The 22045-nt window shown below is 41.6% G+C and carries 19 protein-coding genes and 1 pseudogene; 13 read left to right on the forward strand and 7 right to left on the reverse strand.

Features of this window, described 5'->3' with window-relative positions; genetic code table 11:
- Positions 1-3: 3 nt before the first annotated feature.
- The 4 genes from V7L01_RS16510 (at position 4) to V7L01_RS16525 (ending at position 3053) form a co-directional block, all read left to right on the forward strand.
- Positions 4-708: an SDR family oxidoreductase gene (locus tag V7L01_RS16510; RefSeq protein WP_335036489.1), complete on the forward strand. Its 705-nt coding sequence runs from the start codon at positions 4-6 to the stop codon at positions 706-708.
- A 106-nt stretch (positions 709-814) separates the two neighbouring features.
- On the forward strand, positions 815-1873 hold the full coding sequence (hppD, locus tag V7L01_RS16515; RefSeq protein WP_335036491.1) for a 4-hydroxyphenylpyruvate dioxygenase: 1059 nt from the start codon (positions 815-817) through the stop codon (positions 1871-1873).
- 125 nt (positions 1874-1998) lie between these two features.
- On the forward strand, positions 1999-2289 hold the full coding sequence (locus tag V7L01_RS16520) for a GNAT family N-acetyltransferase (RefSeq protein WP_335036493.1): 291 nt from the start codon (positions 1999-2001) through the stop codon (positions 2287-2289).
- Positions 2290-2360: 71 nt separating this feature from the next.
- Positions 2361-3053: an HAD family hydrolase gene (locus V7L01_RS16525; RefSeq protein WP_335036495.1), complete on the forward strand. Its 693-nt coding sequence runs from the start codon at positions 2361-2363 to the stop codon at positions 3051-3053.
- Between the two features lie 372 nt (positions 3054-3425).
- On the opposite strand, the gene V7L01_RS16530 is transcribed toward V7L01_RS16525, so the two are convergent.
- Complete coding sequence (locus V7L01_RS16530) at positions 3426-4052, reverse strand: CPP1-like family protein (RefSeq protein ID WP_335036497.1); 627 nt, start codon at positions 4050-4052, stop codon at positions 3426-3428.
- Positions 4053-4701: 649 nt separating this feature from the next.
- Between V7L01_RS16530 and V7L01_RS16535 the strand changes: the two genes are divergently transcribed.
- On the forward strand, positions 4702-5421 hold the full coding sequence (locus tag V7L01_RS16535; RefSeq protein WP_335036500.1) for a response regulator transcription factor: 720 nt from the start codon (positions 4702-4704) through the stop codon (positions 5419-5421).
- A gap of 624 nt (positions 5422-6045) precedes the next feature.
- Here V7L01_RS16535 and V7L01_RS16540 read toward each other — a convergent pair.
- Positions 6046-6237: pseudogene (locus V7L01_RS16540) on the reverse strand (DUF2811 domain-containing protein); the annotation flags it as partial.
- Between the two features lie 473 nt (positions 6238-6710).
- On the opposite strand from V7L01_RS16540, the gene V7L01_RS16545 reads away from it, so the two are divergent.
- Both V7L01_RS16545 and V7L01_RS16550 read left to right on the forward strand, forming a co-directional pair.
- On the forward strand, positions 6711-7982 hold the full coding sequence (locus V7L01_RS16545; protein ID WP_335036502.1) for an MDR family MFS transporter: 1272 nt from the start codon (positions 6711-6713) through the stop codon (positions 7980-7982).
- A 163-nt stretch (positions 7983-8145) separates the two neighbouring features.
- Positions 8146-9039: a phosphotransferase family protein gene (locus V7L01_RS16550; protein WP_335036504.1), complete on the forward strand. Its 894-nt coding sequence runs from the start codon at positions 8146-8148 to the stop codon at positions 9037-9039.
- Positions 9040-9112: 73 nt separating this feature from the next.
- Here the strand turns inward: V7L01_RS16550 and hisIE are convergent, their stop codons facing one another.
- A complete protein-coding gene (hisIE, locus tag V7L01_RS16555) occupies positions 9113-9763 on the reverse strand; it encodes a bifunctional phosphoribosyl-AMP cyclohydrolase/phosphoribosyl-ATP diphosphatase HisIE (RefSeq protein ID WP_335036505.1) in 651 nt (216 codons plus the stop codon).
- Positions 9764-9864: 101 nt separating this feature from the next.
- Positions 9865-10053, reverse strand: coding sequence for a ChaB family protein (locus V7L01_RS16560; protein ID WP_100899632.1), 189 nt, complete (start codon positions 10051-10053; stop codon positions 9865-9867).
- A 105-nt stretch (positions 10054-10158) separates the two neighbouring features.
- On the opposite strand from V7L01_RS16560, the gene hemL reads away from it, so the two are divergent.
- Entirely contained in the window at positions 10159-11457 is a 1299-nt protein-coding gene (hemL, locus tag V7L01_RS16565) for a glutamate-1-semialdehyde 2,1-aminomutase (protein WP_335036507.1), read from the forward strand.
- A 370-nt stretch (positions 11458-11827) separates the two neighbouring features.
- Here the strand turns inward: hemL and V7L01_RS16570 are convergent, their stop codons facing one another.
- Positions 11828-12664: a fasciclin domain-containing protein gene (locus V7L01_RS16570; RefSeq protein ID WP_335036508.1), complete on the reverse strand. Its 837-nt coding sequence runs from the start codon at positions 12662-12664 to the stop codon at positions 11828-11830.
- 744 nt (positions 12665-13408) lie between these two features.
- Here V7L01_RS16570 and V7L01_RS16575 point away from each other — a divergent pair.
- The 4 genes from V7L01_RS16575 (at position 13409) to V7L01_RS16590 (ending at position 18882) form a co-directional block, all read left to right on the forward strand.
- Positions 13409-14203, forward strand: coding sequence for a glutathione S-transferase family protein (locus V7L01_RS16575; RefSeq protein WP_335036510.1), 795 nt, complete (start codon positions 13409-13411; stop codon positions 14201-14203).
- Between the two features lie 74 nt (positions 14204-14277).
- Complete coding sequence (locus tag V7L01_RS16580) at positions 14278-16008, forward strand: ATP-binding protein (RefSeq protein WP_335036606.1); 1731 nt, start codon at positions 14278-14280, stop codon at positions 16006-16008.
- Between the two features lie 565 nt (positions 16009-16573).
- Complete coding sequence (locus V7L01_RS16585) at positions 16574-17557, forward strand: RNA polymerase sigma factor, RpoD/SigA family (protein ID WP_335036512.1); 984 nt, start codon at positions 16574-16576, stop codon at positions 17555-17557.
- Between the two features lie 623 nt (positions 17558-18180).
- On the forward strand, positions 18181-18882 hold the full coding sequence (locus tag V7L01_RS16590; protein WP_335036514.1) for a hypothetical protein: 702 nt from the start codon (positions 18181-18183) through the stop codon (positions 18880-18882).
- An 8-nt stretch (positions 18883-18890) separates the two neighbouring features.
- Here V7L01_RS16590 and cobO read toward each other — a convergent pair whose 3' ends face one another.
- Both cobO and V7L01_RS16600 read right to left on the reverse strand, forming a co-directional pair.
- Positions 18891-19568: a cob(I)yrinic acid a,c-diamide adenosyltransferase gene (gene cobO, locus V7L01_RS16595; protein ID WP_335036516.1), complete on the reverse strand. Its 678-nt coding sequence runs from the start codon at positions 19566-19568 to the stop codon at positions 18891-18893.
- Positions 19569-19950: 382 nt separating this feature from the next.
- Positions 19951-21231: a plasmid pRiA4b ORF-3 family protein gene (locus V7L01_RS16600; RefSeq protein ID WP_335036519.1), complete on the reverse strand. Its 1281-nt coding sequence runs from the start codon at positions 21229-21231 to the stop codon at positions 19951-19953.
- A 195-nt stretch (positions 21232-21426) separates the two neighbouring features.
- Here V7L01_RS16600 and V7L01_RS16605 point away from each other — a divergent pair, with 195 nt between their 5' ends.
- Complete coding sequence (locus tag V7L01_RS16605; protein WP_335036522.1) at positions 21427-21963, forward strand: nucleotidyltransferase family protein; 537 nt, start codon at positions 21427-21429, stop codon at positions 21961-21963.
- Positions 21964-22045 lie beyond the last annotated feature (82 nt).

The raw sequence follows: 22045 nt of genomic DNA on the forward strand, positions 1-22045 counted from the left end.
GCAATGCAGGATAAAGTTGTCGTTATTGTCGGTGCTACTGGTGGTATTGGTTCAGCTTTAACACAAAAACTTGCGCCTACCGGAGTCCGGTTGGTACTGGCTGCCAGAGATGCGGTTCGTTTAACAACACTGGCAGCTGATTTACCAGGGCAAGTTTTGACCCTTCCCACGGATATTACTGACCCGCAACAGGTAGATACCTTGATAGAAAAGACGATCGCTGAGTTTGGTCAAATCGATATTTTAGTGAATGCAGCCGGTGCTGGTATACTCAAGCCCTACAACAACCTAGAACCTGCTGATTTAGACAAGATGCTAGATGTAAACTTAAAAGGCAGCTTTTACACCACTCAGGCGGCGGCTGAAGAGATGCAAAAGCGCAAATCTGGTCATATCTGTAATGTGGTTGGAATTCTGGGCAAGCATTCGATGGGGATGGCGGCAGCTTATTCGGCTTCTAAATTTGGTGTTGTCGGTTTCAGCAAGTGCATGGCAGAAGAACTCAAGCGTTTTGGTATCAAGTTCACGCTATTCTACTTTGGTGGGGTAGATTCTCCTTTTTGGGATAACGTCAATCTAAAAGTAGACCGGAAAAAAATGCTTAGTCGTGAAACTGCTGCCAATGCGATTTTCTTTGCCCTTTCTGCCGAACCGCAAGCTGTGCCAATGGAAATTAACATTCAACCTGATAGTCATTTGTTCTTTTAGAGTGGGAGTAAGCTTATATAATTATTGCTTAGGAAAGAAGTGAAAATCTAGCAAAAAAGGCAAAATTTACAGATATATAAACTGTTATGCTGGATTTTCAATATCTATGAAAATTGATCGCGTTCATTTCTATGTAGAAGACGCCAAAGTATGGCGGGATTGGTTTGTACACCATCTTGGTTTTCAAACAGTAGCCGATCGCATCACTTCATTTCATACTTGTACAGAAGTAGTAAAAAGTGGTGATGTCTGCTTTTTTCTATCTTCACCACTGTTACCCACAAGTCCAGTAGCTGAGTTTCTACGTCAATATCCACCTGGTGTGGCAGATGTCGCTTTTGCTGTCGAAGATGTAGAAAGCGCGATCGCACTCGCTCAAAAACACGGTGCTACAATCCTACAACCCATCCAGGAACGCCAGGTGGGTACGGCATTCCTCAAGTGTGGCAAAATTGCCGCCTGGGGTGGACTGACTCATACGTTGATAGAAAGGCGCTATGGAGAAATGAAGGAAAGCCTTAACTTCTCCTCCTCTTCAATTACTGCCATAGATCACATAGTGTTAAACGTGGAAGTTGGTGAATTGAATCGTGCTGTCGCTTGGTACGAAAATATTTTAGATTTTCAACCCCAGCAAGCTTTTAAAATTAAAACTAATCGTTCTGCTTTACACAGCCAAGTGATGATTTCACGTAATGCAAGCGTCCAATTGCCAATTAATGAACCAGCTTCCAGCAATTCTCAAATTCAGGAGTTTCTTGATGTCAACCGGGGGCCAGGAATTCAACATATTGCCTTGCGGACGACTAATCTTGTGAGTGCGATCGCTAAATTTCGTGCCAGTGGTCTATCTTTACTCTCAGTTCCTGAAAGTTACTATTCGCAGTTAAAACAACGTCCAGGATTGCCTCTATCACCCCAAGAACTGGAAGCGATCGCTCAACAGGAAATTCTGGTGGATTGGCAAGAATATACTCCTTTAGAGGGAGGAAATACCGCGCCCTTATTACTACAGATTTTTACCCAGCCAATATTTGAACAGCCGACATTTTTCTTTGAATTTATTGAACGTCGTTACCAAGCTCAAGGTTTTGGCGAAGGTAACTTTCGCGCCTTATTTGAAGCCATTGAAAGCGAACAAATCAAACGCGGTACGCTGCAATGATGCCTAATTACAAAATATCAATTGAAATTCAGCCAGACTCTAAACAAGTTGATTTTGTAGGCAAATAACTTCAAGATTTCAATGTAGGCAAGATTGGAAATTACCAATATTCGCCATTGTTTCTATTGCTTCGTGATTCAGAAGAAAATGTAGTTGGCGGCTTGGGATGGTTCCATATCGGTTCTCTCTGGATTGCAGAGGAGTTAAGAGGTTATGGATATGGAAAAGCACTTGTTTTGGCAGCAGAGCAAGAAGCGATTAATCGTGATTGCTTAAACGCATATCTTTTTACTTACAGTTTCCAGGCTCCCAAATTTTATCAGCACTTGGGGTATGAAGTTTTTGGAGAGTTAGAGGATTTTCCTCCAGGTCATTGTCGATACTTTCTTAAAAAGAGTTTACAAAAAAACCTTTAGCTAGACTTGATACCCTCAAAAAATAGCCATACATCTGAGATAAACTTAATAAAAATTAACTTTTACCGCCGATGCTAAGACTTATTACTGACTTCGACGGCCCAATTATTGATGTTTCCGAACGGTACTACCGTGTTTATCAATTTTGCTTAGAGAAAACCCGTCGCCCAGATCAAGTAGTGCAAGAACTTCCGAAAGCGGAATTTTGGCAGTTCAAGCGATCGCGCGTTCCCGAAAAACAAATCGCCTTAAATTCAGGGTTAGACGAAGCCCAAGCCCAAGAATTCGCCCAATTACGGCGGCAAACGGTGCATACAGAACCCTACTTTGACTATGACGCCCTCGCGCCTGGTGCTGTGGATGCACTGTTAAAAATTCAACAAGCTGGAATTGATTTAGCAGTTATGACTATGCGCCGAGTTCGGGAACTAGATTATGCCTTCAAAAAGCACGATTTAGGAAGATTTTTCCCAGAAAATCGTTGTTATTGCTTGAGTAACGACTACGTTAAAACTCGTGATATTGAAGATAAGCCCTTGTTGATGGCTAGGGCATTAAAAGAACTGCCCCCGGCTACTGATACCTGGATGGTGGGAGATACAGAAGCTGACATCACCGCAGCTAAAAATTATGGGGTTAAGGTGATGGCGGTGGAATCTGGGATTCGCGATCGCACCCAATTGGAACTTTACCAGCCCGACTTAATCGTTAAGGATTTTAGCGCTGCTGTAGATTTAGTCCTAAAATCTGAATACCTTGTCTAAAAAGGTTCTGTAAGATACAACAAATTGAATTAATTTAGTATAAGTAACTGAGCTTTTACATCAATCTCAATTATGTCAATCATCCCCCACGAATTAAAATAGCAGGGTGATTTCATACAAGCAGAGAAAAAATAAAACTGAGTTTCAAAACCTCTTTCCGCTTTGGGCAGAGGTTTGGAAAGGGGTAAAAAGCTATGCCACAAAACAAGAAATCAACACATATGTATTTTTCTTTTTTCGTATAAAACTACCCTGCCCTCCAGGAATTAAAATAGGAGCCAGAATATGTATTCTGACTCCTGACTCTCAAATTTTAAGAAGAAGATATATAAACCACGTCTTCTTTATAGAAACTTGCTTACGGGTAGCTATTTAGCGTAGAAAGCTACTAACCAACCACAGCAATATAAACGTCACTACAGTAGAGAACTGATTGGTTCCCAGATTGGTAAATGATATGTATGGTAAGAGCCAGCTAGCAACTAGTCCCCCAGCGATTAAGCCAATTATTAAACCGATCAGGGTGAATAAAACTGCTCGGCCAAATTTGCCTTCTTTGCGATTGAGAAAGTAAATACTGGCACCTACCCCAACCACCAATGCTAGCTGCAAAACCTGATCGCCTCCTTCTGGGTAAAACACGCTAATAGAACTCAAACCAAGAAACCAAGCTCCTGGCAAGAGTATATCCGCAGGTGTTGGCTGATCCAGCATCCGTTGCAGCCATGCAGGTGACTGCTCACGAGGAGTTGGACTTTCTTTAGGAGGTGATTGCACTCGCAACTCTGGAAAACGAATACGCTCAGGGACTTTAATTTTACCTTCCTGGCGCATCCGTAAGCGATCCATTAAAATCGCATCGTAAGCCGCTTCAATTACTTCTAAATGCTTGGCATCGCCACTATGTTGCTCGAATAGGCGATTACGAGCATCCTGAATTTCATCGAAGCTAGCCTCTTCTGATACCCCAAGTTTTTCGTAGGGATTTTGATCGCTCATGGGAGTTTGTTACTTCAGCCTCAGTCAGCGGCAGTCTTTTGTCGAATAAAAAACAGCTTTAGGTTTTTTTTTAGATCGAAACTAAAGTCTCGAACTATTTTTATGCCCTACCAGGATAGTAGCACGGGTTAGTTTAATCAACTTTGTAATTTTAACTATAGCCACTTTAACATATCGCCATAACTCCGTGTATACCCTCATGTCGTTGCCCACTTCTGGCTCTAATCTAGAATTTGAACCAAGAGTACCTAAAACACATAGTTTTTATGAAAATATCAACTTTACTGTTTCAGATTTGGCAATTTACTGTGCCTTAACAGATTTTTTTTAATTATACTGAATAATCGCTTGTGGTATATATCCGCATATCGATTTAAAATTGAAACGTTTTAAGTTACCACCTAACTGGGATCGAGAAGGTGTCTTGGTGTCAAGAACTGTTGCGGCTAAAGTAAGAGCGTCTATGTACTGTGGCTAACATAAGTTTAGCGTTCTCATTGCCCACAATCCTGATTAGAGTATTTATTTTTGAATAATTCAGGAATCTTATACCTTAGCCATGTAGATTCTTAGTTAGTCCCAAAGTGGCAACTGCGTTTTTACGCAACCCTCTTGTTAATCTTACGAATTTTTGTGCAAAGTAATGGTCATGGCTCCTGCCAAGATTCTTGTAGTTGACGACGACCCTGCGGTTCGGAATTTAATCCAACGCTTTTTGATTAAGCAGAACTATCAGGTGGAGGCTGCCGAAGATGGAAAGACAGCCTTAACTCTATTTGAGCAATTTAACCCTGATTTGGTGATTCTAGATGTGAATCTACCAGATGTAACAGGGTTTAACCTCTGCCAAGAGATGCAAAGTCGTAATGGTGTTTTTGTTCTGATGTTAACTAGCCGTGCTGACGAAGCTGACAAAATTCGCGGCTTTTCTAAAGGTGCTGACGACTATCTCACCAAGCCGTTTGGGCTAGGAGAGCTAGAAGTCAGAGTCGGAGCGATTTTGAGGCGTCAGCGAGTGATAACTACGGCCGAGCAGAAACGCTTGGTATTTGAAAAACTTATGATTGACCCAGTGCGGCGGGAGGTGGCACTTAATAACCAACCAGTACTCTTAACTGCTCTGGAATTTGACTTGTTGCATTTTTTAGCCAGTCATCCAGGTCGAGTTTGGCGGCGTGCAGAACTAATCCAAGAGGTGTGGGACTATGAATATGTCGGCGACCAGCGGGTTGTAGATGTACATATTGGTCAAATACGCAAGAAGATTGAAATTGATGCTAGTCAGCCAGCATTAATTCAAACTGTACGTGGCGTTGGGTATAAGTTTGAATCTCCTGCTCATCCCCAGCATTTGGAAGCCAAGTCCTGAGTTAATAGTCTAGAGTTTTTTAACTCTTGACTGTTAACTCTTGGGAAAGTAATTGGTGAATTTCTTTGGCTTTATTAAAAGACAAATTTATAAAATTAAAATAGGTCGATATTGCTCAAATACATACCAGGCAAATATTTGATATATTGACTTATCGGTTTGAGACAGTGGGAAGGGGAAAGAGTCCACTGGAAAATATTTCTTTGCATCTGACCGTTTTGGTAGATATAACGGTGCTGAGTTTGGAGTTCGTAGGGGCGCATAGCTATGCGCCCCTACAAACGTGTTTGTATCCAAAGAAAAACCGCTATATAACAAGTACTAACGGTCATAATATGCTCAAGTCTTGCCTCAATCCTAAATATTGCGCTATTACTAAATAGTTTTGGCGACAAGAAGAACTATTGGAACCTTTTTAACATCGGAATCTACCGATCTTTTTTGTTGTAATATTGCGCTCACATACCAGACCGCTATTGGGTCAAAATCCCAGTGATGGGGCACGGTTTCCCGTACCCATATTAGGGGCATGAGCCAGAATAACGCCCTTCATACCAGTACCTATGGGGTGTCTAGTAGATTAGCTGTTGCGGGTGAATCGATACTGGGCATTTCTACTGAGGAGTGGTGGAACAAAGTTTCCAGATAGACTCGGGCAGCACGGCGATCGCTATCTCCATTTTGGAGTAAAAATAATGATAACGCCGCCGTCAACACTCTGTTTTCATCCCAATCGGGATGCTTTTCTAAGTAGTTTTTTAAGGATTCGTGGAGTGTTTCGGGAATTTCTGTAAAGATGCTAACCGTTGCTTTCATGAGATTTTCCTCCTATGAGGATAATCAAGAGGGACAAGTTGCTTGCGGTGAAACGGCAATCAGGCTACCTCACACGCTCTTTCGCTAGCCCGCCAATCTACGCCTACATCTGGTGGTAATATATTTTACACATTTGATGCCAACGGTTGAAGGGATTACAAAAGCAAGCCGAATCATTGTGCGCCAAGAGGGGGTGGGTTTGTCAATGCTGCGAAATGTTAAAAACGATTGTATAAAAAATAAATGCGAACGAAATAATCAGCATTAGAGTCTATTTTTTGTTACGTAACTTTACATAAACTCAGTCCTTCAAGTTCTTTGCCACTATTAATTAACAATCCCCAGTAAGACGGCAACAGCCTATTGACTCGTAGAGTACCTGTGGAAAACTGCTAAAATCCCTGTGGAAACCCTGTGGAAGGAGTGAGGAAAATAGCAGGCAATGATAAGAATTACAAAAATGTCATTAAACCATGACATTTAAGCTCATGAAATTAGCTTCTCAATCCCAGTTATCATCGTGGCTGCCCTCGATACATCCCCAGATATGGATTTTCGCAATTGGTAGATTCCTCTCGGAAGTTGGCACCGGCTGTACCCTGTTTTACGCCCCCATCTTTTTTGTCAATCAAGTTGGTTTATCTGCAACAAGTGTTGGGGTAGCCTTAGGTAGCGCCTCGATTTCCGGCATTGTAGGGCGGATTGTAGGTGGTTCTTTGGCTGATTCTGAACACTGGGGACGCCGCCGCACTTTGTTGCTAGCGACGGCGATTTCAGCAATTGCTTCTCTAGTTTTAGCTACAACCAATAATTTTACGATTTTGGTAATCGGTAGTTTGATTAGCGGTTTAGGGATAGGTTTCTATTGGCCGGCGGCTGAATCTGTTGTTGCTGACGCTAGCCAAATTGACAATCGCCGCGAAACTTTTGCGATCGCCCGCCTAGCTGATAATCTTGGGTTAGCGATCGGAATTGTGCTTGCTGGGTTTTTTATTGCGCTCGTTGGGAGTTATCGATGGCTATTTGTGATTGATGCCATCTCTTTTATGCTATTTTTTGGGGTTGTCTATGTAGGAATTAGTGAAACTGAACAACAGCAGACAGGGGAATCTGAAAAGATAGAACTTTTTGCTTCTTGGATGGCAGTATTAAGCGATCGCCGTTTCCTGGTCTACATAGCAGTTAATATATTCTTTACAATCTATATTTCTCAAATCCACAGCACCCTGCCGCTTTACTTCAAAAACTTTGTTATAAAAAGTACTAGCGAAGGATTTGCTCAAACTACAATTAGCGTTCTATTTGCTTGGCATCTGGTGTTTGCCATCATCTGTCAGTTGCCTGTAACTAGCATTTTAAAACGCTGCTCACACACACTCGCGCTCACTGTTTCTGCTATTCTCTGGGCAATTGGTTTTGGCTTTATTTGGGTAAGTGGTATTGCCCCATCTCATAATCTGGTTTGGGTAATATTGGCATTGGGAGTATTTGCTGTGGCGATTGTCTCCTATACCCCATCTGCTGCCTCTTTAGTGACGGAGTTAGCCCCGGAAAACCAACGCGGCGTTTATTTTTCCATCAACGCTTTGTGCTGGGCTGTTGGCTCTTTTATTGGTCATCCCTTGGGTGGATGGGCATTAGATCGTCCGCAAATTATTACTAATAGTTTATGGCTAGGCTTCATCTTGAGTGTAGCGATCGCAGTGGCAATTTTACAATACCTGAATCGAATTTTGGCTGATTAATCACCAAAATGGTATCATGCTCATGTTTAGCGATTTTATAGGGAGTTAAATCATAGTGGTACGTTGATACAACAAACGGACAAATCATTTAAATTGCTGCGATCGGTCTAAAAGTCCGATAAATTTTGATTTTTTGTTTGTTGTGATGGCGTCATAATCTACTATGAATATTCCTTCTTTGTATCTCGAAAAAATTTGTGCTGTCTATCCCAATATCTCTGTTGATCATCTTGACTTTAATCAAGATGGAATGGTTAACGATGTGGTAATTGTTAATCATGAGCTTGTATGTCGCTTTGCCAAAGATGACTGGGGAAAACAGGTACTTTCCCATGAAGCTAAGGTGTTGGAAGTGGTGCAAAAGTATGTTGAATTGCGAGTTCCGCACTTTGAACACTTGGAAGAAGGCTTTGCAAGCTACAGATTTATTAAAGGTGAACCGCTATCTCGTAACACCTTGCTGAAGCTGAGTGAAGCATCACAAGCGCGTATAATCTCCCAACTAGCCAGATTTCATCAACAATTGCACGGCATCCCAAATGAAATTTTAGTTAATGCTGGGGTGTCTTGTTCTGGTGCAAAGCGTTCTCGTGAAGATTGGTTGCAGTTGTACGATCAAGTTCAGGAAACTCTCTTTCCTCACCTGTGGCGTCATCAGCAAACTTGGATACACGAACTTTTTGCACCCGTAATTACAGGTGAACTTGATCTCAACTACACACCCGTACTGATAGATGGGGATAAGCCAGTGTATCACATTCTGTTTGACCCGATTTCAAAGAGCATCAGTGGTCTGATTGATTTTGGCACGGCTGGTTTGGGGGATGCAGCTTGTGATATTGCCGTGCAACTTGGTAATTACGGAGAAAGTATTGTGCAGCGTATGGAAAGCGGCTATCCCATGTTACCCCAGGTCATAGACCGGGCACGTTTCTGGGTGGGGACACTTGAACTTCAGTGGGCTTTAGCTGGAGTAAAGTTTAACAATATCTCATTGTCGTTGGCACATATTGGTTTAGCCAGAGAGGTTCAACCTTTAGGTACACGGTTAAGTTAACCTGTCATAGCCAATAACAAAGGGGACGCTTGTTTTAAGTCTGGCAACTGGCAAAGCTAGTGAATCAACTTTTTTATTGCCGACGTTCTTGCAACTTACGATATACAGATTTTAAATCAACTTGATGGTGAGCTAAGGCAACCAAAGTATGATATAGCAAATCAGCCACTTCACCTGCGATCGCATCTGCTTCATCATCCTTAAAAGCCATTACCACCTCGGCGGTTTCTTCACCAATCTTTTTCAAAATCTTGTTATCGCCACCTGCAAATAGTTTACAGGTATAAGAACTTTCTGTCGGATTATCGCGGCGATCGCATATTATTTCAAACAATTGCGACAAAGTATCCCCTGGTGGTGCAGCAATTTTCCCTTCTATTTGGTGAAAACAACTACGTTCTCCAGTGTGACAGGCAATATCTCCTAATTGCTCTACCCCGATGAGCAGCGCATCACTATCGCAGTCATAACGGATACTTTGCACTTTTTGGATATGTCCAGAAGTCGCCCCCTTATGCCACAATTCTTGCCGGGAACGGCTCCAAAACCAAGTTTCTTCAGTTTCTAAAGTTTTTTGTAACGACTCCTGATTCATCCACGCCATCATCAGGACAGTACCATCCAAATAATCTTGGACGATTGCAGGCACTAAACCCCGTTCATCGTAGCGAATTTCCTCAACAGGGATAGCGTAATGCAGTGAGTGCGAATCGTTAGAAGACATACCAGCTAGTTTGCTCTAATGAGAATAATTCATGGATTCACGATACCATTCTCAATAGGGTAACTGGCATGTTTTTTTGAATTGAACTATTTTATCTAGCTCTAAACAAGAACATTCCGTTCCATAGCAGACTGCATCTTTACAGCACTCAAAGCGACTTTGTGAGCTTTTGAGGCTTCACCATACCAATGAATTGCCGAATTAAAAGCTGCTCGGTAAAGATCCTGGTATGCTTCAGATAATCGAGTTTGAATATCTAGAGGTAAGTCTTTATTCGAGTTGTATAACATATTATTATTTTTTGGTTCAGCTATTTATATAGGATAGAAATTCTAAGTAGTTTTTGACACTATCCTAAGATAGAGCTTTTATTACCCACTATTTAGGAGAGAACCTTGGTAAATACCACAATTAAAACGACAAAATCACAAGAAATCTTCGCTGCTGCTCAAAACCTCATGCCTGGAGGAGTCAGTTCTCCGGTTCGTGCCTTTAAATCTGTGGGCGGACAACCCATCGTTTTTGACCGTGTTAAAGGCGCATATATTTGGGATGTAGATGGCAATCAATACATAGACTATGTAGGCACTTGGGGCCCGGCTATTTGCGGTCATGCTCATCCAGAAGTAATTGCAGCCTTGCATGAAGCTTTAGAAAAAGGTACTAGTTTCGGTGCTCCCTCAGTCCTAGAAAATGTTTTGGCAGAAATGGTAATCGATGCCGTTCCTAGCATCGAAATGGTCAGATTTGTCAACTCTGGAACTGAAGCCTGTATGGGAGTTTTGCGGCTGATGCGGGCTTTCACCAACCGGGAGAAAATCATCAAGTTTGAAGGTTGCTACCACGGACACGCCGATGCGTTTCTAGTAAAGGCGGGTTCAGGTGTTGCTACACTTGGTTTGCCAGACTCACCGGGAGTACCTAAATTAGCAACTAGCACCACTCTAACTGCACCTTTCAATGACTTAGAAGCAGTCAAAGCTTTATTTGAAGAAAACCGCGACGAGATTGCTGGTGTGATTCTTGAGCCAGTTGTCGGCAATGCTGGATTTATTGCACCTGACGCTGGCTTCTTAGAAGGATTACGGGAACTGACTCACGAGTATGGTGCATTATTGGTATTTGACGAAGTGATGACAGGCTTCCGCATTGCTTACGGGGGCGCTCAGGAAAAATTTGGCGTGACTCCCGACTTAACAACCTTGGGCAAGGTAATTGGTGGTGGTTTGCCAGTAGGAGCTTATGGCGGTCGTCGAGATATTATGTCAATGGTTGCCCCCGCCGGTCCGGTATATCAAGCTGGGACTCTTTCTGGTAATCCTTTGGCGATGACTGCTGGTATTAAGACTTTAGAATTGCTGCAAAAGCCAGGTACTTACGAGTATCTTGACCGAATTACTAAAAAGCTAGGAGATGGTTTGCTGCAAATTGCCAAAGAAGCTGGTCATGCGGCTTGTGGTGGTCAAATCAGCGCGATGTTTGGCTTATTCTTTACCTCTGTCCCAGTTCATAACTACGAAGATGCGAAAAAGTCTGATACAGCAAAATTCGGACGCTTCCATCGGGGGATGTTAGAGCGTGGTGTTTACTTAGCACCCTCTCAATTTGAAGCTGGGTTTACGTCTTTTGCTCACACTGAAGAGGATATTGAGCAGACTTTAGCAGTTGCACGGGATGTAATATCTAGTCTGTAATGCGAACTTAGTTAAAGTAGGGGAGCCAGCGCGGTCTTTTCCCTACAGCCCTTTTCCTAAAGAAGACGCTGTTCGCATTCGGGCATCCTACGGCAGGCGCTAGCCTTTAGCTTTGGGAAAAGGGGGTTGTGTTAGCTCAAAGAACGGTACCTTGGATTGTTGATGGTGCGTTACGCTTTCAGCTAACGCACCCTACATTTAAATTTATAAACATAGGTTGAAATATTTACGCCGACTTAACTTACTTGCCAATTTCAAATAATGCTTATTACAAAAAACCGTCCAAAATTAACATCTGAACGGAACAGGATTTTTTCCTATTAATATTAAGTCAACCTAGTTTGCTACAGGTTGTACTCCTATCTTAAAACTACAAGTCAGGAGGCAAAATCACCTGATCGATTGCGTGGATTACACCGTTAGTGCCTGTGATATCTGCCTGCGTCACTTTAGCATCATTGACAGTTACACCAGTAGCAGGATCGACTTTAACGTTGATTGTGCCGCCTTCAAGGCTTTTAACTTCACCAGACTTCAAATCAGCAGACAATACCTTACCAGGTACTACATGATAAGTTAAGATTTTTATCAATACTTCTTTGTTGTCTGGTTTTAACAATTCTTGCAAAGCATCTTGTGGCAACTTCGCAAAAGCTGCATCAGTAGGTGCAAAAATAGTTAAGTTATCTTTGCCTTGCAAAGCTCCGGTCAATCCTGCTGCTTTCAAAGCCTTGGTTAGGGTTGTAAAGGAAGCGTTTGACTCTGCCAACGCTAACAAGTTTTTGCCTTGATTGCTACTTGCCCCTGGAGCTGGTGGAGTTGTAGTAGGTGGCTGACTGGGTTGAGTTCCTGGGGTAGTAGGTGAAGTAGGTAGGGTGACAGGTGCAGGTTCACTAGGTGTAGCGCCACCACCACGATTATAAGGAGGCTCGTTGAAAATACTTGGTCTGGGATTTGTTCTACCACTGTTCTGTGATACTTTTTGGCCCTTGGTATTGCTCTTTTCTATTGCGCCTGCCTCAGCAGATGTGTATTGAGCGTTTGATTGAAGGTCTTGACCCCGGTTATATGGAGCCTCGTTGAAAATACTGGGGCTAGGATTTAGTGCGGATTTTGCATCAGATGGTAAAGTAATGAGAAGGCTGAAACTAGTAAATCCTGCTATGCCTGCCAACGTGGTCAGCAATTTGCTGTAATTTGTCTTCATAAATTTTGTTTGTCTTTTTTGTCCACACATTACATAAAGATTTATAACATTTTGCTATGCACAAAATCTAACTAAAGGGGGAAGTAAGTTTTTTCCCAGAAGAGTTTATGCTGGCGAGGTAAAATATCTAACCTCGGCTGATGCTGACAAGTATGAAATATATTTAGCATATATTGTATGTAAATTGAGTAAATTTTCTGGATCGCACCAACCAAAAAGAGTTAAAAAACCTCACTTGGTGTAGCGTCAACTCTAAGAAAGTGCGAAAATCTCATATTTACAAGTTATGAGTTACAATAAATTGTGATAAATATTCTAATTAAAAGCCAATTTATATATAGACTTGTACCTAAATTAATAGTTAGATTCAAAAATCCTGAATCCTATATGGAAGAAGGCTATATTTCTGAATTAACTATTGATTATTCAGCAAAAGCACAGAAGTTAATTACCTAAATAATTTAACTTAGGCTAATGGTGACAGAAATTAAAGTAACGACATAAGACTCACGACTAAGCGGTTAGATTTATTTATATCTGCCGAATTAAATTATTTAGTTATTCAAACCTTTAATCTATCAGAAAATAATATTTTTTTAAATCGATAATTTTGCCAAAAATTAGGCATAAGCTAAACCCTAATGGAAATAAATAGGCAACTAAGCAACTAATGGCAAGAAAATTTACTTGAACTAAAGATACAATTGTAAAGTTAAGAAGTTGACCAGTTACAAGGTATACAAGATGTTGGAATTATACCAATGGGAACTATCTCAATACTCAGAGAAAGTGCGCCTAATTCTCGATTTTAAAGGATTAGATTACCGCAAAATAGAGGTTACACCTGGGATTGGACAAGTAGAACTGTTCCGGCTGACTGGTCAGAAACAAGTCCCAGTATTAAAGGATCGGAATAGATATATTGCGGATTCTACGGAAATAGCTAAGTATTTAGACTTAGAGTATCCCGATCGCCCAATAATACCGCAAGATCCTAAAAAACGGGGTTTAACTTTATTAATAGAAGAATGGGCTGATGAGTCTATAGGCATCAAAAGTCGCAAAGCACTATTTGCAGCAATAAGTCAAGATCAAAATTTCCGCAAGTCTTTATTACCCACCTCAACACCAGATATATTTAAAAGTCTGGTTGAAGGAGTACCAACTGACTTCCTGACACTGTTGGGTTTTGGGGTAGGTTATAACCCAGATATGATAAAGTCAGCGATCGCATCCTTAAAACAAGACTTAGAAGCGGTAACGTTATTATTGGCAGATAGTCCTTATTTAACAGGAGACGAGCCGACTTTAGCTGACTTAGCAGTAGCTGGCTTATCGATATTGCTCAAGTTCCCCTCTGGCCCCTATCTGGATTTACCAGCTTCAATTAGAGGTAAAGGATTACCAATCTTTTCAGAGAATATAGATTATGAACCATTCTTTACCTGGCGCGATCGCCTTTACGCCCAATTCCGCAAACCATTAATCAGTACCACTCCACCAACGGGAAGTGCGCCAACTTCGATTCAGATTGACTAGGTAATCGGGCATTGGGCATTGGGCATTGGGTATGGGGGAAAATAACTAATGACTAATGACTAATGACTAACAAAATGAATTCAGGACAGCCATTAGGTTCGGTAATTCAAGGTTCTCTAACTGAAGGTTTAGAAGTACGATTGCATCCTGACATTTCTGTAGAAGATATGCGGGTGGGTAAATTTCTTGTTGTGCAAGGGATGCGATCGCGTTTTTTTTGTATGCTGACAGATGTGGCACTCGGAGCTGCTAATGCGCGAATTATTGCTAATCCTCCCAGTTGGGAGGACACTTTTTTACGAGATGTTTTAGCCGGAAGTGGTACATACGGTACTATCAACCTCGCGCCGATGTTGATGTTCACTCCCGAATCTGAAGAATCTTTCTCTCCCACAAATGGCAAATCGGCAAATCCCTTCCTCCCATCGATGACGGGTTTGGCTTCATTTGTGCCACAAACCAGTACTACAATGGAATTGTTGCCTGTTAAAACTATTCCTAGCCACTTTAGTCAAGTTTACGAAGCAAGTGTTGACGATTTCCGTCGGGTATTTGGTTGGGAAGATGACCCCCAAAGGCGCAACTTTTCCATCGGCAAACCTTTGGATATGGATGTGCCCGTTTGTATCGATTTAAACCGCTTCGTGGAACGGAGTAATGGGGTTTTTGGGAAATCTGGTACTGGTAAATCTTTTCTAACACGGTTACTTTTAGCTGGCGTTATCCGTAAAAATGCGGCGGTAACCTTGATTTTTGATATGCACTCTGAGTATGGCTGGGAAGCTGTTGCAGAAGGGAAGAACGTAAATACTGTTAAGGGTTTAAAGCAACTTTTTCCTAGTAAAGTCGAAGTTTACACCCTCGACCCGGAATCGACAAAGCGCCGGGGTGTGCGTGATGCTCAAGAACTTTATTTAAGCTACGAGCAAATTGAAGTTGAAGATATTAAGTTATGTAGCCGAGATTTAGGACTCTCTGATGCAGCCTTAGATAACGCCAATATTCTATATAGCGAGTTTGGCAAGTCTTGGATAGTCCAGTTGCTGAACATGACTAACGAAGAAATCGAGATGTTCTGCGACGAGAAGCGCGGACACAAAGGCTCGATAATGGCATTGCAGCGCAAACTCTTGCGGATGGATAGCTTGAAGTATATGCGAGCGGTTTGCCCCCAGAATTATATTAGTAAAATTGTCCAGTGCCTGGAATCTGGGAAGAATGTTGTGATAGAATTTGGTTCCCAGTCTAATATGCTCTCTTATATGTTGGTGACGAATATGATCACCCGACGTATTCACGAGCATTACGTCAAGAAAGCAGATAAATTTCTGCAAAGCAAAAATCCGAACGATCGCCCCACGCCATTGATGATTACCATTGAAGAGGCGCACCGTTTCCTTGACCCGGCTATCGTACAAAGTACTATCTTTGGGACTATCGCCAGGGAACTGCGAAAGTATTTTGTCACACTTTTGGTAGTCGATCAACGTCCATCGGGTATTGATAATGAAGTCATGTCTCAGATTGGGACTCGGATTACCGCTTTGCTTAATGATGAAAAAGACATTGACGCGATTTTTACGGGTGTATCTGGTGGGGGTGGATTGCGATCGGTATTGGCAAAGTTAGACTCTAAGCAACAAGCTTTAATTTTGGGTCACGCTGTTCCTATGCCAGTAGTAGTACGTACCCGTCCTTACGACGCAACTTTTTACGAAGAAATTGGTGAGCCAGCCTGGGAAGAAAAACCTGACGCAGAAGTATTCGCTGCTGCTGAACTAGCCAAAGCTGATTTGGGATTCTAAGTAGTCATTAGTCAGTTGTCCTTTGTCCTTTGCAAATGACCAATGACTAATGACTAATGACTAATGACTAATCCCCGATTCGTAACATCCCTCCATTCTGACAGGAAATTAAGTTCGGTTATCCGGCTAGTTTTGGGCAACAGATGAGGGGTTTTTGGCGTCACTATAGATATAGTCAGTAATTTCAAGGAAGTTTAATTTTTTTTTGCAAATCGGCAATTTTGAATTATAATTAAAGATTTTGTCTTAAAATACTTTACTATTTGCCTGATTTATCGTACTATAAAGTAAATGGAACTCATACCGACTTCGGATTTCCATCTGCTATCACTTACTGCCTAAAAGAAGAATTCTCAAAAACAACCAGCGTGCTTATATAGAGATTGAAAATTTAAGGAAGGTAGGGGAACGTATCATTGGGAGTTTACCGTCTGAACAACGGCTAGAGCAATTGATAATTACTTTTGATAACTCCCGATATTTCGTGATAGATGTACTACCTTTATGCCATGAATTTTAGTAAGAAAACATACATTGTGTTTACGGAGTAGAGGATAACACATCAATGCCTACTGTCAACACCCAAACGGAAAACCTCAACACCAGATTCACGGCTGATATGGTGCGAACCTATCTGCGAGAAATTGGTCGTGTACCACTGCTAACCCGCGAACAAGAGATTGTCTATGGAAAGCAGGTGCAACAAATGATGAAGTTCATCGACGCCAAGGAAGCTTTGGCGAAGAAACTGCACCGCGAACCGAATATGTCAGAGTGGGCTGACCACGTTCAACAATCGGAAACCGAGATCCAACAAACGGTAGCGCAAGGTAAGCGGGCAAAGCAAAAAATGATCGAAGCGAATTTGCGCTTGGTCGTTGCTATTGCTAAAAAATACCAAAAGCGGAATATGGAATTTCTGGATTTAATCCAGGAAGGAACACTAGGATTAGAGCGGGGTGTGGAGAAATTTGACCCAATGAGGGGTTATAAGTTCTCAACTTATGCTTACTGGTGGATTCGCCAAGCGATTACCCGTGCGATCGCTCAACAAGGCCGCACCATCCGGTTACCAATCCACATTACCGAAAAACTGAATAAAATCAAAAAAGTGCAGCGCGAGTTGGCGCAAACCTTGGGGCGATCGCCAACTCCAGCCGAAATTGCCAAAGAATTGGAACTAGAACCTGCTCAGATCCGCGAGTACCTGAACATGGCGCGTCAACCAGTATCTTTGGATGTTAAAGTTGGCGATAACCAGGATACTGAGTTACAAGAAATGCTCGAAGATGATGGCCCATCACCAGAGTATTACACCAACCAGGAATTCTTACGCCAAGACTTGAACAACCTGCTAGCAGAACTAACCCCGCAACAGCGAGAAGTTGTAGCCCTACGCTTTGGTTTGGAAGACGGTAATGAGATGTCATTGGCGAAAGTGGGTGAGAGATTGAATCTCAGCCGAGAACGCGTCCGCCAGTTAGAGCATCAAGCTTTGGCTCATCTGCGTCGCCGTCGTGCCAATGTTAAAGAATACGTTGCTAGCTAAAACTAGAGACGCGGGATTTCGCGTCTCTACACTACTTTGGTGATGCGCCTCCTGAATTCAGGGGGCGATTTTTTTATGCCGATAACCTAATACGCTTGGGTTACCCCTACTGATTTAATGGTTGTAGGTCGGATGCGATCGCAGGCGGGATTGAAATTTTACGGATAGTTAGCGGTTATCGCAATTTAGATGTACTTTTTGATGAGAAGTAACGACGCACTGCAAAATCCAAGCCTAGTAAGAATTACATCCTATGGTTGCTTTTTGCTTAAGTTGGCACCAATGACAGATGTGCGCCCCTACTGAGAAAGAAATCACGGTATTTTATATTACCTGAAAAATCTTAAAGGCAAGATGTCAAAAAACTGAATGTTAATTGAGAACATTTAATTTGTGATTAACATCACCCAATGGGATGAATCTATTGGATGAAGAATAAATACTCTAACTGATGGTAATCTAAGATTGTTGAACTACATTAAATATAAACTTTAGTTTTTGACAGTTTTCTTTTTTGGACAATAGTAATATAAGTCGTTAACAAAGTCTTTGACAATTAAGACTTGGTTATGATTCAAGTAAGTTATAAAGAACTTAGTTAGTTTTTTAACAGGAGAAGTAGGGTGCTTAACAACCTTCATCAGTTCTTATCTCCCCGACAGTGGGGAGTTTCCCTCGCAGGCTTAGGCTTACTTCTCGGTTTGGGCTTTATAGGCAGGCAGACTCAAATAGTATCAGTTACAAATTCTCCCCTATCATCTGCTCAGATCCAAAAAACCCCCGACAACTCTCTTTTGTCGCAGCTAAGAAGAGTTCGAGAGCAGAGAAGTCAACTTAATGCAGCTTCTGGAGATAGAGAGCTTTTTGCCCATAAGAGCGGAAAAACAGTACCGATAATAACCGCGCTGGTTCCAGGTTCTCAGGGAATTACAAAAGGCGCAGAAGTTTTACCAAAAGCGAATTTTCCTGAAAAAGATGGGGTTTATCTCTATGGTCAATCCCCAAAACCAAACGAGCTTGGTCAAGGTTACATCATATTTCAAAAGCAGCAGGACAAGATAACGGGTGCATTGTATATGCCCCACTCAGAGTTTAATTGTTTTCAGGGTACGCTCAACCCATCGGGAGAGTTGGCGATGACGGTTAATGGTTCGTCAAATGAAGCCAGCTCTAATCAGTCGAATCAGGTAGCTACAAGCAGTAGACTGCCTAAGGTTGGTGAAGATGAGCCAAGCAGTTATGCTTACTCGGTGGCTCTGCAAGACTTTCATCGGTTAAATTCCATCACAGCTAGCGATCGCCGCACATTGCAAATGTGCAAGTAATCTTCAATTTAATACTCAATTCCTGGTTGTGCTTTAACACCTTGATCGCGGAAAGGGTGCTTAACTAGGGTCATTTCGGTTACAAGGTCAGCACGCTCAATTAAAGCAGCTGGTGCGCCTCTACCTGTGAGAATAACGTGCTTGTTAGCTGGTTTTTGCGCCAAACCTGCTAAAACATCCTCTACTTCTAAGTAAGACATTTTCAGAGCAATATTAATTTCATCTAACAACACCAGATGAAAGTCTGGGTTGCGGATGTATTCTAATGATTTCTCCCAGGCGGCGCTAGCTTTATCAAGATCGCGATCGCGGTCTTGAGTTTCCCAAGTAAAGCCTTCGCCCATTGCGTGAAATTCTAACTGGTCTTCCCAATAACTAAAAACCCTTTTTTCGGAAGGTTCCCAGCTACCTTTGATAAATTGGACGATCGCAACTTTATACCCGTGACCGAGCGATCGTAACACCATCCCCAAAGCCGCAGTAGTTTTACCCTTACCGTTACCAGTATTTACAATAATTAATCCTTTTTCTGGTACAGCTTGTGCTATGCGTTTATCCTGTACTTCCTTACGCCGCTGCATCTTTTTGCGATACTGTTCATCAGTCAAAGATGAAGACATAACTTCGTCAATCAAGCGCCCAATCTCTTGGTCTGAGTTCAATTCTTGTGGTGTATCGTTTTTCATCAACCTTCTGTGCAAATAACTGTTAAAACTTTCGAGACTGAAGTTAAGTTTATTATCCGATTTTACTTAAATTACATAATTGGATGTGTCCAGTAAGATTTTACAGAAAAATATTGATACCGTGTTAGCTGTTTTAACATCATTGGCAGACAACTAAGTAAAACTCTATGATATCCAAACTCAGGTTATAATTTGAGTTCGATATTGCAATTTTAAATAATTTAATAGGTTTATTTAGATCGCTTTACTGATAAAATTTTTTCTTTTCCTTCGACAGGTCAGTTGGGTAGGATAAAGATTATCATTTCAGCACTTATTTAGAAAGTGACATTAGTTTTATCTGGGGTACTTTTTTAGAAATCGAGTTACTAAAATAGTACAATTACTCTCCCTCGTCCTCCTGATCTTCATCCAATTCATCATCTTCACTCCAATACTGTTGAGGTGCATTTCCCTGAACTTCTAGAATTTTTGCTTTTTTGATTTTATTATCAGGCGGATTAATTGCTTCTAACTGCACATCAAATTTCCAGTTGTCACCAAAATCATAAAGATAAGTCATTTTAGCACCCGGTTCTAGAGACAAATCGCCAATCTGCACTTGGTCGGCAAATGGGGGTGTTTCCATGTAGGGATGACCGATCTTAATTATGCGACCAAAACGGTCTTTATAACTAAACTCATATAAGTGGTCATAGTCAAAATCAAAAGCATCAAGAATTGTCTCTGCTAGCCAGCCTAATGGTTTTTCTGCCGGTATGGCAATGCGTCTCCAAGCCTGAGAAATAGATACTTTAAAAATATAAATACCATCAGTGAAGCCTTGCTTTGGGACAAATAAATTATGTTTCCATTCGGGAAATAATGGTTGTAAATGCGACTGCAATTTTCCAAAATTTACATTGACATCATCTTGTAATTCTCCTCGTATCCCTAGCGGGAATACTAATTGCAACAAAGCATCACCAAAGGGCAAGCGTTGTAAACTGGTAATGCGCCATCCCTTCCCTTCTTGTGGTTTACCTTGCTTGATAGATAACAATCCAAATAACTCTAACAGGGCAACGTTATGCAGACCAGGGTAATAACTGATATTGTGTTGGTCTTCATATTTAGGAAAATTTAAACCTTGATCTGGGACGCGGGGCCAAAGTTGAATGCATCTAAATAAATTCCCGAATGAATCTTGGTGTTCGCCCAAAATTTCATTATTTCCCCAAATCAACCAAGCTTCTAATAAGTTGAAATAGCGTTCTGTTGGGTTGAGATTTGACCATGATTCTAAGGTGGCTGCGTCTAACACTAAAATTTGCTTCTTACCTTGGGATCTAATTTGGGCTATCCCAGAACTGCGTAATAACAGATATAGCCCATTAATGTATGGGTATGATTTCTGTACGGGGCGTTTGAGTTTAGTTTCAATTGGGTGACTTAATCGAGAATTAACTTCTGATAGTACTTTCAGTGGTAAAAGGTTATTAACACTACTAACTTCTACTCCATTTGGTTGCAAGAAATCTATTAGGGTTTGAAAGTCATGCAAAATCGTACCGGGTTGATTTTGATTAATGCTGAGTTCTTGTAGAAGTTGTTGTTGTGACTCTGCAAGGGTTGGCAGTTCAGGATTGAGTGTGCGTTCTAGCCGCGCAAATAAATCTTCCATAAATAAAAATTCTAAATTCTAAATTCACAATTTAACCTTCTGTAAAACCCCGTTCTCTTTATACTATGACTTCAGCAATTACCCTAAAAAACATCGACCCGCCAAGTGTCACCGCAGGGCTATCAACACCGTAAGCTTAATGAAATGTGAATGATAATATTTTCACCTTCTACTTGATAATCCCAGGAATTTGATATGAATAGTAACACTCGTCTACAGATGATTTTAGCTGATACACCTATTGATACAGTATTAAGAGCGATCGCTCAACTAAATCTACCTAACTGGTGGTTAGCCGGTGGTGCAGTCCGAAACACCGTTTGGCATTCGATTTTTGGCGATAATTGTGGGTTAGGTATTAAAGATTTTGATATTGCATTCTTTGATATAGAGGGGAACCGTTCCCAGGAACTCGCAGCCAAAGCGACTCTCACAGAACAATTTCCTCATGAGCAGTTTGATGTCAAAAATCAAGCTAGTTTTGCTCGTTGGCGTCTTGGTAGCAGACTCTACACTAGTACAGAGGATGGCATCACACATTGGTTGCACACCGCTACTGCTGTTGGAGTTCGACTAGATGCACAAGGCCAATGGCAATTTTTTACTCCCTATGGCTTGGATGACCTGTTTGCTGGCATTATTCGACCTACGCCAGCACATATTCATAACCTAGATGCCCATAATAAAGCATCTGATTTTTTGTCAAAGTGTCCTTATCTGCGGTTAGCGTAAAAGCTACAGTCGGATTTTAGCCACTGGTTTCCGTTACAAGGAAATAATCGCTTTTTATTTTACAACCCTTGGGTACGGAACC

Origin of the sequence: Nostoc sp., assembly GCF_036917095.1 — a bacterium.
Classification (GTDB): domain Bacteria; phylum Cyanobacteriota; class Cyanobacteriia; order Cyanobacteriales; family Nostocaceae; genus Nostoc.